Origin of the sequence: Mesorhizobium sp. ISC15, from assembly GCF_037162615.1 — a bacterium.
Taxonomy (GTDB): domain Bacteria; phylum Pseudomonadota; class Alphaproteobacteria; order Rhizobiales; family Rhizobiaceae; genus Mesorhizobium; species Mesorhizobium mediterraneum.
Genome location: NZ_JAVSPX010000001.1, coordinates 3,140,563 through 3,154,803, shown reverse-complemented (window position 1 = coordinate 3,154,803; position 14,241 = coordinate 3,140,563). Strand labels below are relative to the sequence as shown.

General features: G+C 60.5%; 9 protein-coding genes. 6 read left to right on the top strand and 3 right to left on the bottom strand.

The genetic code is table 11. The annotated features are described in order from the left end of the window. Position 1 precedes the first annotated feature (1 nt). On the top strand, positions 2–841 hold the full coding sequence (locus tag RPG13_RS15075) for a hypothetical protein (RefSeq protein WP_128284644.1): 840 nt from the start codon (positions 2–4) through the stop codon (positions 839–841). A 59-nt stretch (positions 842–900) separates the two neighbouring features. Here RPG13_RS15075 and RPG13_RS15070 read toward each other — a convergent pair whose 3' ends face one another. Genes RPG13_RS15070 through RPG13_RS15060 form a run of 3 tightly spaced genes read right to left on the bottom strand, consistent with a single transcriptional unit; the run spans position 901 to position 4,004 of the window. Further along, positions 901–1,242, bottom strand: a complete 342-nt coding sequence (locus RPG13_RS15070) for a hypothetical protein (RefSeq protein ID WP_128284645.1) — start codon at positions 1,240–1,242, stop codon at positions 901–903. Beyond that, on the bottom strand, positions 1,242–1,667 hold the full coding sequence (locus tag RPG13_RS15065; protein ID WP_128284646.1) for a DUF6484 domain-containing protein: 426 nt from the start codon (positions 1,665–1,667) through the stop codon (positions 1,242–1,244). The genes RPG13_RS15070 and RPG13_RS15065 overlap by 1 nt, the downstream gene beginning before the upstream one ends. Before the next feature lie 9 nt (positions 1,668–1,676). Further along, positions 1,677–4,004 carry a type VI secretion system Vgr family protein gene (locus RPG13_RS15060; RefSeq protein WP_292503583.1) on the bottom strand — a complete coding sequence of 776 codons (2,328 nt, stop codon included), beginning with the start codon at positions 4,002–4,004 and terminating at the stop codon, positions 1,677–1,679. A 201-nt stretch (positions 4,005–4,205) separates the two neighbouring features. Here RPG13_RS15060 and tagH point away from each other — a divergent pair, with 201 nt between their 5' ends. From tagH to RPG13_RS15035, 5 genes are all read left to right on the top strand, one after another. Then, a complete protein-coding gene (gene tagH / locus RPG13_RS15055) occupies positions 4,206–5,264 on the top strand; it encodes a type VI secretion system-associated FHA domain protein TagH (RefSeq protein ID WP_292671234.1) in 1,059 nt (352 codons plus the stop codon). Between the two features lie 410 nt (positions 5,265–5,674). Next, positions 5,675–7,189 carry a type VI secretion system protein TssL, long form gene (gene tssL / locus RPG13_RS15050; RefSeq protein ID WP_337125408.1) on the top strand — a complete coding sequence of 505 codons (1,515 nt, stop codon included), beginning with the start codon at positions 5,675–5,677 and terminating at the stop codon, positions 7,187–7,189. Between the two features lie 22 nt (positions 7,190–7,211). Continuing rightward, complete coding sequence (gene tssM / locus RPG13_RS15045) at positions 7,212–10,775, top strand: type VI secretion system membrane subunit TssM (protein WP_337125407.1); 3,564 nt, start codon at positions 7,212–7,214, stop codon at positions 10,773–10,775. Between the two features lie 158 nt (positions 10,776–10,933). After that, a complete protein-coding gene (locus tag RPG13_RS15040) occupies positions 10,934–11,695 on the top strand; it encodes a PP2C family protein-serine/threonine phosphatase (protein WP_337125406.1) in 762 nt (253 codons plus the stop codon). 10 nt (positions 11,696–11,705) lie between these two features. Then, a complete protein-coding gene (locus RPG13_RS15035) occupies positions 11,706–14,240 on the top strand; it encodes a serine/threonine-protein kinase (RefSeq protein ID WP_337127020.1) in 2,535 nt (844 codons plus the stop codon). The last annotated feature ends 1 nt before the right edge of the window (position 14,241 follow it).

Here is a 14,241-nt window from a genome sequence, read left to right as displayed (position 1 = left end):
AATGGAATGTATCGACGCTCAGATCGCCGTGGGGGACAGCTTTTACTGCCTTTTCTACGAAGAGAATGGACCCGGCAACCACCTTTCCCGCATCTATCACTTCAGCGGGCGCAGCGCCCCGCAGGTACGCCTGGTCGCCGAGATACGCGAATGGGTGGCGTCTATTTGGGCCAACCGTGCGGCCCGGCTTTTCGGAGCGGTCTGGGATGGTCAAATCCTCTCGATCGGCGATACGGTCGAGCCCTTCGGCAGCGTCGATCTGCTCGGGACGATCAAACTGACGGGTTTCGCGGACGAACCACAGTTCATTATGGGCGAGGATGGCCTCATCTTTGAGAACCGGCGTGGCGCCTGGCAGCGGGTTCCGTTCCGAGGCAAACAGGACGTATATTCGGTCGCGCGCAGGGAGGCGGATACATATGTGTTTGCCGCGTCTACCGGCCGGGTGATCACCTATGCCGGCGGCACAGCCACCGTTGAGCACCTCCCGACAAATGTAGATCTGCATGGGATCGCCTTCACCACCCCGGAGAATGGCGTGGTCGTTGGAGACGAGGGGGTCGCTTTCCTGTACAGTTCAGGCGCTTGGAGGGATATTTCCGAAGATCGCCCCAGCCTGCAGGATGCTCACGCTTTCAAAGGCCGGCTCCTGACTTCACTCGAGGCCGAGGCCATCGACGAGATTGCCGGTGATGGCACTTTCTCTGCTCTCTACGATCGTCCGGGCTACTACTTCTCCTCGAACGAAGATTTCTGTGTCACCTTTGACGATGAAGCCGCACACGTATTCGACGGCAAGCGATGGACCTCGGTTCAGTTCGCAGGCTTGGTGCCTCTGTAGGCCGCCGACAGTCCCGTCGAGGACGTTGGAGACAGGCAGAACAGCTGAGGGTTGCTTGTTCAAGACAACTGTTGGTTGGCGGAAATCCACGCCCGAACTTTCGCAGGGTCCAGATTTACGATCCGCAGCGAGTCTGCCGCCGACAGCATGCGTATGACGAACAATTCTCCGGGTTCCGGATATTCGGCATAACGCTCTTGTGCAATTTCGCGTCCGATGTTGCCTGCGACCCTCAAGCCATCAAGATGCGCCTCAAGCCTCTCGACAAGGCGTGCGACGCGCTCTTCATCCATGTCCGGGTTTTCTTCCGGATAGAGCAGGTGGCGATCATAGACGGTCCACAGGAACGCTGCCATCTCAGCGTGCTGACGGATGATTTCACGGAGAACGGGCGCGGGCATTAGTTCAAGTTGACCGAACCGCCGCGGATGCGGTTGGCAGCGCTGGCATGGCTTGTCAGATAGGTGCCGCGGATGGTGATGCGGCCGTCCTTCTCCATGATGATCGTGGCCTTGCCGCAGCGAAGCTCGATGCGCTCGTTCGCGGTAATTCGCACCTGTTCACCGTCCCGAACAATCTGCGGAACATTTGAGTTGCGTGCAGGATCAACAATACGGCCGACAATGAGAGGCCGCCCAGGATCGCCATCCTGAAAAAGAAGCGCCACTTCGGCGCCGATCATGTCCGAAGTGAGTTCAGCAAGGCTTCGGGCTGAAACAGCAGTTTCCTGTGGATTGCCGGGAAAGACCACGAGGGGTGAATCTTCTCCGAAGCCCAAAAAAATGCCGATCACAACTCCTTCAATTCGCTTCTTTGTCGTTGTCATCGCCCGTCCTTAGTTCTGTTTTATCTCCGAGCCCTTCATCGTGATGTCGCTGGAGGCTTTGACGTTGATCTTGCCAGAACCCTTGATGGTGATGTCCTTGCCTTCAATCGCAATCGTGCCGTCCTTCTTCATCGCGATCGCCGCCGAGCCGCATTTGATGATGATGGAGTCGCCGGCCTCGATAACGAGATCCTTGCCGATTTTCATCGCGCCGTCTTCACCAATTTCGACGACGCTGCCTTTGCCGATCTTAAGTGCGCGCGAACCGGTCACCTGTGTCGCATCATCTTTGGCAACCTTGGTGCTGCGGCCCTTGCCGATTTCTGAAGTCTGTCCACCGCCGATCTTGAAACTCTGATCAGCGCCGATCTGAACGCTCTGGCCGGCCGCAATCGTCCAGCTGTCGCTCGCTCCTATACTGTGGTCCTGCGCCGCCCCAACCGTCACCGACCGTGTCGCACCGATTGTATTCGATTGCGGGCCACCCACGGTTCGGGTCTCGGATGCCCCGACACTGTCGACCCTAGCCGCGCCGACAGTGATCGTTTGCACCGCGCCCACCGTCTGTGTGTGCGCGATGCCGATCGTTTCAGTGGAGTTTGACCCAATGCCGATCGTCTCATTCGACCCCACCGTCAGCGAGCGGTTGACCCCAACCGTCTCGGTGTCGTTGTTGCCGATATCCGTGGTCTGGTCGACGCCGACCTTGACCGTCTTGTTGTTGCCGACGTCCTCGTCGAGGTTGTGGCCGACGGAGTGCTTGGCGTCGTGGTCTATGCGGTCCGACTGGTCGTGCTGGACCAGCTTGGTGCGGTCGTTCTTGATCAGAAGGTTGTGGTCTTTCTGCGCCTGGAAGTTGACCAGTTCGGAGCCGGCCTTGTCCTCGAACATCAGCTCGTTGTAACCGCCGCCTCCTTTGGAGGAGTCGGATTTCCAGCCGGACTGCGTGGCGCTGCCCGGCAGTCCGTAGGGCGGCATCTGGGAGGCATTGTAGACCCTGCCGGTGATGATCGGCAGATCCGGGTCGCCTTCGATGAAATCGATGATGACCTCCTGGCCGATGCGCGGTATCTGGATGAAGCCCCAGCCGCTGCCGGCCCAGGTCTGCGAGACCCGCACGAAACAGGAGCTGTTCTGATCCTTCTTGCCCAGACGGTCCCAGTGGAACTGGACCTTCACCCGTGCATATTTGTCGGTGAATATCTCCTCGCCTGATGGACCGACCACCGTCGCCGTCTGGGGGCCGCGCATGATCGGCCGTGGCGTGATCCGCGGCGGACGATAGGCCAAGGCGGTCGGCGCTACGCCGAGAATCACCTTGAAGTTCTCGCTCTCGACGTCGGCATGGGCTCTGTAACCCGGATCGAACAGCCTGTATTCGGCGCTGACCACCAGATACTCCTGGTTCTGGTCTTCGCGCGGAAAACCGTCCAGCTTGAACGTGCAGCCCGAATACAACCCGCGCACGGTGCCGACAGCGGCAATGCGCTGGTGCACGGCCTGGATTTCCTCGCGCCGGATCGCGGCCAGGCTGTCGCCGCGACCGACTTCAAGATGCGCGCCAGGTTGGCGGTAATTCTCGCCCGCGGCCAGCTTGTGACCGAACGGCTGGGCCGACTTGGCCATCAGGTCGGCGCCCGGCTTCTCGAAATCATAGTCGGTGTGGACATAGGCGCCCGGCCGCACCGAGCTGCCCGGAATCCATTCCGTGATGTATTCGACATCGCGCCGGGAGCCCTGCCCTTCAAAGTGATAAGGCACCTTTTCATAGCCCGGCGCCGGCTTCAGCTTGTTCATGGCATCGGCGAGTACAAGCGTGTGCTTGCCCTCGTCATGCTCGAAGAAATACAGGATGCCTTCGTGCTCGAGCAGACGCTGCACGAAATCGAGGTCGGTCTCGTCATACTGGACGCAGTATTCGCGCGGCGGATAGGACCCTTGCAGGCGCTTCTCGAATTTTGCCGTGCTGTATTTCGAGAAAACTTCCTCGACGATTTCGATGACGCTCATGTTCTGGAAAATGCGGCAGTCGGTCGTATTGCCGAGAAACCAGAGCCATGGCCTGACGGCTGCTTCGTAGTAAGCCAGACGGTCCTCGATCCGGGTCAGCCGAAACTCGGACACAAGGCCGCTGAACCAGCGTTTCGGATCGGATTCACCTTCGATCGAAACAGCACCGCCCAGCATCTTCAGCGGATCGATGTCGGGGCTGCTGCTCACGAACCCGACCGTGTAGGCCAGACAACGACTGATCTCATCGCGCCCGACAAGATGCGTGAAGGTCAACAGCTCAGCGCCAACCGGCGTCTGCACAACCGTGGCACGTTCGTTCGGCATGGGTCTTGCCCCTCCCGCCGCTCGTTTCTGCTTGAGCCTAGCACATGTCTTCCAGCGACCAAAGGGGACCGGACCGGTGCTGCGGCTTGGTACCTTTCGAATCATCGTCTTGAAAGCTTCGTAACGCCGCGCTCGTGATTTTGCTGGTATAATGGAAGTCCTGGGTGAGTGTCCCGACAGGCGATCGACGGCGATTTTTGAATGTTCATCAGGCTGCAGATCAACAATGCCGATTCCCTGCCGGCCGGTATTTCGACCGGCTACTCAGCTCGTGATCGCAGCTTCGAAATCGGGCGCGAGGCCTGCGACTGGACCTTGCCCGATCCCGACAAGTTCATCTCCGGCCGACACTGCGACGTTCGATACGAGGCAGGCGCGTTTTGGCTGCACGATGTCTCGCGCAATGGAACCTTCATAAACGGGTCGACCCATCGCATGGCCGGCCCGCATCGGCTTGACCATGGAGACCGGTTGCTGATCGGCCGCTACGTCATCTTGGTATCGATTGACGAGGAGCGCACCACGGCGGGTCATCCTCAAAGCAGGCACGGTTCGACGCAACGAGAAATGCCAGTCACGTCAGGTCGGCCGCTGGACTTCGGAGGCGAGCCTTTCTTCAATCCGGTAGATCAACGACCCGGACAGCGAGCACCGGTGCCGACGTCATCGCCGCCCGCGCCTCTCCCTTCGACGAGAGACGAGGTGCTGCGGGAAATCGCGATCGGAGCCGGGATCGCGCCGGACTTGCTTCAATCGCGTGATCCGCATGAAGTAGCTGCCGAAATCGGCGCGGTGCTGCGGACGGTTGTCGAGGAACTGGCCTTGTTGCTGAAGGCACGTGCGGCTGCGAAAATACTGGCCAAGAGCACACATCGGACGATGATAAGTGCTGCGGATAACAATCCCTTGAAGTTCGTCCCGGGAACCGACGACATCCTTGAAATCATGTTTGCACGACGCAGAGCCGGCTATCTTGATGCCAAGCATAGTATCGAAGATGCATTCCGCGACCTCAAGACGCACGAATTTGCCACCTACGCAGCCATGCAAGCTGCGCTCTCCCGACTGCTTGACGACCTCTCTCCCGAGGCGATCGGCAAGAAACTTCCGCCAGCGTCATTCACTTCGAAGAAGAGCTTGGCTTGGGACGCCTTCGTTGCCAAATGGCGGACCATGGAAGAAACACACGAAAACGGAATGCTGGACATATTCCTGGCCTATTTCAGCGAAGCCTATGCCAAAGCCGACAAGCAAAAATAGGTCGGGAAGACTGAACCTGGCGCATTCCCGGAAATTGAGTCGGTTTGCTATGCTGATCTTCGGTTGCGGAGCGGACCACACGCCAACTGGAAGCATTAGAGCGTCCTTTGCGAGCCCAAAGGACACGGCGCTGTAGTTGGCGGAAGAAAAATCCTTTCGCAGCACTGCATCCTGTTCCAATCGACAGCTTCTGAGATTACGATCACATACGACAGTTCGCCAGCGGGTAAGGCTGATTGACCCGGGGGTCTGCGGCAAATGTCATGTTACGGCGGGATAGCCTTTTGTAGCCGACCTTCCTCCAGACACTGCCCTCATCAGCAGCGCCTGCATTTCCTGTGCCTGACCAGGGACCGTTTTACCCGGTTCTGGCGCACACGCAGCAACCAGGTGTGGACGGACGTTTGGCGATGAGCTCGAAGGACGATCCGTTCGGTCCAGCGGGCAAGACCGTCATTCGCGCGCCGCGCCGCGCGGAAGGATCAGCGCCAACTCCTCAGGGGCCTATTCCTGACAGTGGGCAGCCCGGTCCCTCGCGGGCTAAGGATTCAACTGTTTTCGATCCGGGTGTCGGTCAGCACACGCCGCCGGGCTGGACATCCGGAACCGTGATTTATCAGGGTGCAGATTCCGGCGCCGCGACCGGAACCGGTTCCTTTGCGGCGATGCCGAAGCCAGCCATCCAGCAGGAAATCCTGCTGAATGCTACGGACGGCGTCAGATATTCCGCAGCAAACCAGATCCTCGCCGCGGCCGCGCCTTTGCTGATGCTGTTTGGCCAGCTCAGGCTCATGCCCGTCGAAAGACAGGCGGAACAACTAGCGGAACATGTCGCCGAGGCGATCGAAAAATTCGACCGGACAATGCAGAAAGCCGGCGTTCCCGAAGAAGATGCGCGGATCGCAAAATTTGCCCTTTGCGGAACCGCTGACGACCTCATCGGCAACCTGCCTTGGCCCAAGAGAGACGCCTGGGAGCAGCACAGCATGCTGTCGCAGTTCTTTCACGCTGTGCCCACCGGCGCGGGCTTCTACGAAGCACTGAACAAGATATTGGCCGCGCCGGAGGCACACTACGACCTGCTTGAATTGATGCATGCCTGCCTGTCGCTTGGGTTCGAAGGCCAGTATCGGGGCCTCGCACGCGAGGACAACAATCTCGAGCGCGTTCGACGCGACGTATACGAAACGCTTCGCTATTTCAGGGCGCGCGCCGACGAAGACATCTCGCCCCACTGGCAGAGCTTGGCGGTGTCAAGCGTACAGTCGTCGGCCCGGTTGCCGCTCTGGGTCATTGCGGCCGCAGCGTCGGCGCTGCTGACAGCGACATTCTTCGCTTTGCGGGTCCTCATCACCAACGAGGGCGACGCCCTTGCCGGCGGGTTGCTGGCGCTCAATCCATCGACGCCGATCGCCATCGAACGCGCCAGCGTGGTGCCGTTGGCTGAGCCGATGAAAGTTACCCAGCCCGCCGCCACCAACCAGATCGATCGCATCCGTGCCGCACTGGCCAAGGATATCGCACGCGGTGGGCTGGCCGTCGGCACGCAGGGCATGTTCATTGTGGTGGAGATCAACAACGTCCTGTTGTTCCAGTCCGGCAGGGCCGAGGTGAACCCGGAGTTTGGGCCGATTGCCGCAGACATCGCCGCCGCGCTGGAACCCGAGCCCGGCCCGATCAGGATCGTCGGCCATACGGACAATGTGAAGCCGCGAAAATCGAGCGCGTTCAAATCCAACTTCGACCTTTCGGTCGCCCGGGCGAAGGCTGTCGAAGCGATGATGGCGCCGAGGTTCAGCAAGCCTTCGCGGATCACGGTCGAGGGCAAGGGTGAGGACGAGCCGATCGCCGACAATGCGACGCCGGAAGGCCGCGCCCAGAATCGCCGTGTCGATGTGATGATCCCCAAGGAGGAGACATTGTGAGCACGGCCATCTGGAAGCGCCCATGACGCGTTGGCTGCTGCGGATATTCAGCGTCATCGCGTTGGCCGGGTTCGCGGCAGCCGTCTGGTTTGCCGGCCCATTGATCCGCTTTGCCGATACCCGCCCGCTGGCACCCGTCTGGCTGCGCGTGACGATCATCGGCGTGATCGTTGCGACCTTGACGCTCTTCTATGGATTTCGTTTCTGGCAAATGCGAAAGGCGCAAAAAGCGCTCGAGACTATTGCTGCCCGCAACGACGACAAGGATGACGACTCGCAGGTGCTCGAGGCTCGTATGAATGAGGCCATCGCTGCGCTCAAGCGGTCGAGCGGCAAGCGCAATTTCCTCTACGAGGTCCCTTGGTACATCGTCATCGGCCCGCCTGGTGCCGGCAAAACAACGGCGTTGGTCAATTCGGGTCTGAATTTTCCGCTTGCCGGTTCGGGGGACGCCCAGCCGGTCGCCGGCGTTGGCGGCACGCGATCCTGCGACTGGTGGTTCACCGACCAGGCGGTGCTGATCGACACCGCCGGACGCTACACGACGCAGGATTCCAACGCGCAGAGCGACAAGAAGAGCTGGCTCGCCTTCTTGTCGGTGCTAAAGAGATACCGCGCCAGGCAACCGATAAACGGCGTTATTCTGGCCATCAGCCTTGCCGATCTCATGAGCCTCGATGATCAGCAGCTTGACGTCCATGTCGTTGAGATACGCAGCCGTCTGCGCGAAATTCACGAAACACTGAAAATCCAGTTCCCGGTGTACCTGCTCTTCACCAAAGCCGACCTTGTCTCCGGTTTCATGGATTATTTTGGCGATTTCGACGAGCAGCGCCGCCGCAAAGTGTGGGGCGCGACATTCCAGACCGCCGATCGCAGCAAGAACATGGTCGGTGAGGCACCGGCCGAATTCGACGCACTGGCAACACGCCTGGCAGACGAGATGGCAGACCGCCTGCAGGAAGAGGCCGATCCGGCCGTACGCATATCCATCTTTGGCTTTCCAGCCCAGTTTGGCGCGCTGAAAGGCCGTATTGCCAGTTTCATCGCCAGCATATTCGATCCGGCCCGCAGCCAGGTGAACGTCAGCCTGCGTGGACTCTATTTCTCGTCAGGCACGCAGGAGGGTACGCCGATCGATCAGGTGCTGGGCGCAATCGGCCGCAGTTTCGGCAGCGCTTCTCAAGCCCATCTTTCCGGCACCGGTAAAAGCTTCTTTTTGCATGATCTTCTGACCGGCGTCATTTTCGCGGAAGCCGGGTGGGTTTCATACGACAAATCGGCTGAAAGGCGTGCAGCGATCGCCAGATATGGTGGCTTTGGCGCAATAGCATTGATCGCTGCCGCGGCTCTGGGCACCTTGGCCCTGAGCTTTACGGCCAACAGGTCGCTGATCGCCTCTACAACACAAGCCGTAAGCCGGTATCGCGAGACGGCGGACCCGCTACTCAAAAGCACGACGGTCGCCGATATCGACCTCGAAAACGTCATTGGCCCGCTCGACCAGTTGCGCGATCTGCCGGCTGGGTTCGACACCATTGGCTTGCCGACACCGATCGAGGAGACATTCGGCCTCAGTCAGCGGGAACGACTTCTTTCGGCATCAAAAACAGCTTACCGGCAGGCGCTGGAACGTATGTTCCGCTCGCGCCTGCTGCTTCAGGCCGAACGGACGATCCAGGCCAAGATGGCCGATCCCGCCGCGCTCTATGAACCGCTGAAGATCTACCTGATGCTGGGCGGCAAGGCGCCGAAGGTCGACGACGAGTTGATCGTTTCCTGGATGAGGCAGGATTGGGAGCAGAACCGGTATCCGGGCGAAAACAACCGCGAGGGACGGGCGCAACTCGAAAAGCATCTGCGGGCCATGCTTGCCTTGGACGACGCCTATGATCCGGTTTTCGAACGCAACCAGCCACTTGTCGAATCCGCTCAACGCTCGCTCGGACGCATGAGCCTTGCCGATCGTGCCTCGGCTTTGGTCAAGTCGGCGGTATACGCGGCAGCGCTGGACGATTTTTCTGTCTCCGTGAAAGGCGGCCCGGAAGCGCAGTTGTTGTTCGAGCGTGTCGATGGTGGCGATCTGTCAGGGCTTCGCGTTCCCGGTATCTACACCTATGGCGGCTTCAACAACTTCTATCTCGAACAACTCTCGCGCATTGCGCAGATGCTGGTCGACGACCAGTGGGTACTCGGCGGCGGCGGCGAGCAAGGCGGCATCGATCAGGAGTTGCTCAAGCTCGGTCCCGAACTTGTCGAGCGCTATGGGAGGGAGTTCGCCGCGGCGTGGAACGGCGTTCTCGACAAATTGAAGTTCAAGGCGATGCTGAAGGACAAGCCGCGCTATATCGCGCTGTCCGCCGCCGCGTCACCGACCTCGCCAATCGACCAGCTTTTTACAGCGATCGCCGACGAAACAGCTCTGACCCGAGAAGCTGGTTCCGGCAACGGCTTTGGCTCCGAGGCCGAAGCTGGCGTGCTTCAAAACCAGCCACAGAACGCTGCAGATGTCGCCAGGGGATTGGCCCGCATCGGCCTTCAAATCGCCAGCGGCAAATCGCAAAGCCGGGCCGGCACAGGGACAGCTAGCGCGCAAAACCAGAATCCTGGGGCGAATATCGAAGCGCAATTCAGATCATTCCAGGCTTTGGTGAACGGTCCCGCCGGACGCCGCCCAATCGATGCGTTGACCCAGAATTTCCGCGATATCTACCAGAGCCTGCAACTGGCGGCCGATGTCCCTTCGCAAACGGAACGCGTCAACATGAATCTGCAGCTGCAGATATCCACCCTGCGCGCCAATGTCTCGCGTCTGCCCAAGCAACTCGCCCGAATGGTCACTGCGACCGCCGACGAGTTTGACGGCAATGTCGCAGAAACCTCCTTAGCAAATTTGAATCAGATGCTCGACCAGACGGTCACGCGCACTTGCGAGGAGGTGGTTGCGGGCCGTTATCCTTTCGCCGGCAATGGCCCGGAGGATATTGCGATGGCGGATTTTGCGAAACTGTTCGCTCCAGGCGGGCTGATGGACCGGTTCTTTGCACAGAATCTCGCATCGCTAATCGACATGACCGGCCAGGACTGGAGCTGGAAACAGGATGCGCGCTTCGGGCGCGACCTGTCGAAGTCGACCTTGAAAAACTTCCAGCTGGCCGCGGAAATCCGCAACGCCTTCTTTCCTTCAGGTGGCTCGGTGCCCTCGGTCAGCGTCACCTTTACGCCGTTTTCACTGCATGGCGATGCCGATATGGCGGTCCTCGACGTCGATGGCCAGATTGTCCAAAGCAACCAGGCGGGCAACGCGCCAAGCACGGTGACCTGGCCGAGCGGCATGGCTTCCGCGTCCGCGAGCCTGAGTCTTACGCCGGAAATGCCGGGCCGTGAGTCTGCGATCAAGTTCGACGGTCCGTGGGCGCTGAAGCGTCTGCTGGACAAGGCTGATATCACCAGCACAGGCGGCAACACGGAAGCCCGCTTCGTGATCGGCGGACGTGATGTCGCCTATACGATCCAGACCAATTCGGACCCCAACCCTCTCTTCCTTCCTGCGCTTTCGGGGTTCAGCTGTCCAAAGGCGTTTTGAGATGACATTGAGCTTCCCGATACGGTGGCGCTGTCCATCGGCAACAGACGCGCGGACGTTGATTTCGATATTTTAATGTTCGAGCCTGTGGCAAACTGGCGCGAGCGAGCGCCTGACAGTGCGCCGCAGAGGACGCTTGTGAAGCGCTTGGTGGCAAATTGAACAATGTCGCCCTTCCCTTTGAAAGCTTCGGCGTCAGCCACAGAGGCTGTGTCCGTGAGCTCAATGAAGACAGCTATCTGGTCGAGCCGGAAACTGGCCTGTGGGTGGTGGCCGATGGAATGGGTGGACATGATGCTGGGGAAGTCGCTTCGGCCAGCATCGTCGATCATCTGGCAACGATCGGCATTGCAAGCTCTGCACCGGATCTTCGCGCGCGCTTCGAGGACCGGCTGAGCCGCGCCAACGCCGAAATCCGCAGGATATCGGAATCTCGCGGAGTAACCATTGGCTCCACCGTCGCCGCCCTGCTGGCGATGGATGGGCGGTTTGCCTGCCTGTGGGCGGGCGACAGCCGCGTCTATCTGATCCGCAACGCGTCGATCTCCCAGATTTCGAAGGACCACACCGAAGTCCAGGAACTTCTCGACAGGGGCATGATCAGCGCAGCCGAAGCGCTCACCTGGCCGCGCCGCAATGTTATCACGCATGCGGTCGGTGTCAGCGACGAGATCGTCGTTGACTTCCAGCAAGGCGAAATCATGCCGGGGGATATATTTGTGTTGAGCACCGACGGGCTGACAGCGCATGTCACAGACGCCGAGATCGAGGCGGCGGCGGTGTCGGCGACACCTCAGGCGGCATGCGAAAACCTACTGCAAACGGTACTGGCGCGCGGGGGAACAGACAATGTCACGATCGTGCTCGTGAAGATCGGAGACGGGCGCCATGGGCTCGTCCCGATCCTTCCAGAGCGGTAGGTTGAGGCAGATGGGCGCCGACGACAAGACGCGGATATCGCCTAACGTGGCCAACACCGCCGTAGGAACGCAACTCAGCGGGATCTATGAACTAGACGAGCGGATCGCATTCGGTGGCATGGGCGAGGTCTACCGTGGCCATAACATCCAGACCGGCGACCACGTCGCGATCAAGATCGTCTTGCCCGAGTTCGCCCGCGATCAGACGATCCTGTCCCTGTTCCGCAAGGAAGCGTCGATCCTCAATCACCTGTCGCACGACGCGGTCGTGCGATATCACGTCTTCACCATCGATCCGGGGATCGGACGCCCCTACCTTGCTATGGAATTCGTCGACGGCCAATCGCTGTTCGATATCATGCGACGTGGCCCGATGCCGACGGAAGACGTGCGCAAGCTCTGCCATCGCCTCGCTTCCGGCTTGAGCGCGGTGCACCAGGCGGGGGCAATACACCGCGACCTCTCCCCGGATAACATCATCCTGCCAGGAGGCCGGGTCGAACGCGCAAAGATCATCGATTTCGGCATTGCGCGATCGGCGACCGTCGGCGGAGAGACCCTGATCGGCGGAAAGTTCGCGGGGAAGTACAACTACGTTTCTCCCGAACAGCTCGGGCTCTACAGCGGCGATGTCAGCGAGCAATCCGACATCTACAGCCTGGGGTTGGTGCTGGCCGCTGCTCTACGCGGCAAACCGATCGACATGGGCGGCTCGCAGTTCGAGATCGTGGAAAAACGCCGGACCGTTCCGGACCTATCAGACATCGATGCCGATTTTCGTGGAATTGTTGAAGCCATGCTGCAGCCGGACCCGGGAGACCGGCCAATCAGCATGGCGGACATTGCCAGGATGACGCGTGACGACACGGATAACGAGGGCACAACGCGCCCAACGTCGATCACCCCTCGCGACGGAACTGGTTTGCCGCGGACGGGGGAGACCGCCGCGCCTGGCCCCAAGGTCCAAAGTCAGCCTCCGGCGGCTCCCGGCGAGCGGGTCTTCGTTCCGCATGTCCGGCCGGCGCATCTGTCCGAACCGAGGCCTTCGGCAGTTGCCGGTCCTCCGAGGGCGGTTTTGCCTAATGTCCATGGAAAGTCCGCCAAGACCCGATCCATCGCGATCGCTGCCTTGGCGACGTTAGCGGTAGCGTCCGGTGCAGGCATTTATCTGAGTGGCTTGATGGCGCCTTCCACGCCAACCGCCGGCAACACATCGCTTTTGGCACCCAAAACATCAAAGCCGGCCCCACGGGACGAGGCTGCGAACCCGCCGGGCGATGAACCGGGAAACGTAGCTCCACCTCAGCAGTCGCAAACAGAGGCCACTGCACCGCCAGCTGAAAATCAGGCTGATACCGCAGCGGATCGAATGCCGGGGCCGACGCAGCACGCCGAGGTCCCCTTGCCAACCGAGGAAACCCTGGAGCCGTCGGCAGCCGAGGCGCAGCCGTCAGCTGAAAATCAGGCAGACGCCGCGGCGAATCAAAGGTTGGAGCCGACACAGCCCGCCGAAGTCCTCTCACCAACCAAGCAAACCCCGGAGCCGTCGGCAACCGAGACGCAGCCGACACTCGAAAAGCCACCGCCGGCAATTCGGCCGGATACCGCGATCAGCGACAGCCAGCAAGTGGCCCCGCCGCTCGCCGAGGTCGTGCCAGTGCCGCTGGCCGAGAAAGCCTCGCCGCCCCCAGCGGTCCAGCCCGAGGTGATGGAGAGCCGGAAGCCCGAGCAACCGGCCAGCCCGCCGGCAGAGTCCAAGGCCGCGCAAGGGTCAGAACCCACTGAAAGCGAGACGGAAGCTGCGAACGCACCGGCGCAGCAGGCCGAACCGCGGGCAGGCAAGCCGCCGGGTGACGCCGCCGTCGCCTTGAATTTGCCCAAACCGGAAGCTCCGCCGGTCCCTCCCGTCGATGCGATGGCGCAACGGGTCTCCTGGGTGCGCAACTTCAACGGCGGCGACTGTTTCTATGCGACGCTGACATCGGCAACCGAGACCACGGCCGCGATCGAAGGGTTTGGCACAGGCGTCCAGCCATTCGAACGAATGTTGTCCGATTTCCAGGCAAGATTCCATGTCGAACCGGACATCAGCGTCCGCCTCATTGAACCGGCCCAATGCGAAGTCACCAACTTTCTGCACTTTCTGGACCAGATGCCGGCTGACAAGCCGCAGCTTGTTCTCGATCGAACGACGGTGCCGAGCGGGTCGCCGATCGGCGGCACGCTGGTGACGCAAGGTGGCCTGATTTCCAGCGTGCTGCTGATCGACCACAGGGGCATGGCATTCAACCTCGACGATCGTATCTTGGCGCAAGCGGACAAGGCCACCTTCAACATTCCGATCGATCTCGGCGCAGCCGACAAGGCGGCCGGCAAGGTCGTGCCGCAGATCATAATGGTCATCACGGGTCCACAGCATATACAGGCTGCGGTGTTCTCCACGCCGACACCAGCCGCGCTGCTGTTGCCCAAGATTCTCGAAGAGATCGAGACCAATCGGGCTGAGTTCTCCGCGACTGCAGAGTACTTCCGGCTCGGCGGATAGC

Excerpts from the sequence above, each read along its gene's own strand:
- RPG13_RS15075 (WP_128284644.1), top strand. The coding sequence starts at position 2 with ATGGAATGTATCGACGCTCAGATCGCCGTGGGGGACAGCTTTTACTGC.
- RPG13_RS15070 (WP_128284645.1), bottom strand. The coding sequence starts at position 1,242 with ATGCCCGCGCCCGTTCTCCGTGAAATCATCCGTCAGCACGCTGAGATG.
- RPG13_RS15065 (WP_128284646.1), bottom strand. The coding sequence starts at position 1,667 with ATGACAACGACAAAGAAGCGAATTGAAGGAGTTGTGATCGGCATTTTT.
- RPG13_RS15060 (WP_292503583.1), bottom strand. The coding sequence starts at position 4,004 with ATGCCGAACGAACGTGCCACGGTTGTGCAGACGCCGGTTGGCGCTGAG.
- tagH (WP_292671234.1), top strand. The coding sequence starts at position 4,206 with ATGTTCATCAGGCTGCAGATCAACAATGCCGATTCCCTGCCGGCCGGT.
- tssL (WP_337125408.1), top strand. The coding sequence starts at position 5,675 with ATGAGCTCGAAGGACGATCCGTTCGGTCCAGCGGGCAAGACCGTCATT.
- tssM (WP_337125407.1), top strand. The coding sequence starts at position 7,212 with ATGACGCGTTGGCTGCTGCGGATATTCAGCGTCATCGCGTTGGCCGGG.
- RPG13_RS15035 (WP_337127020.1), top strand. The coding sequence starts at position 11,706 with ATGGGCGCCGACGACAAGACGCGGATATCGCCTAACGTGGCCAACACC.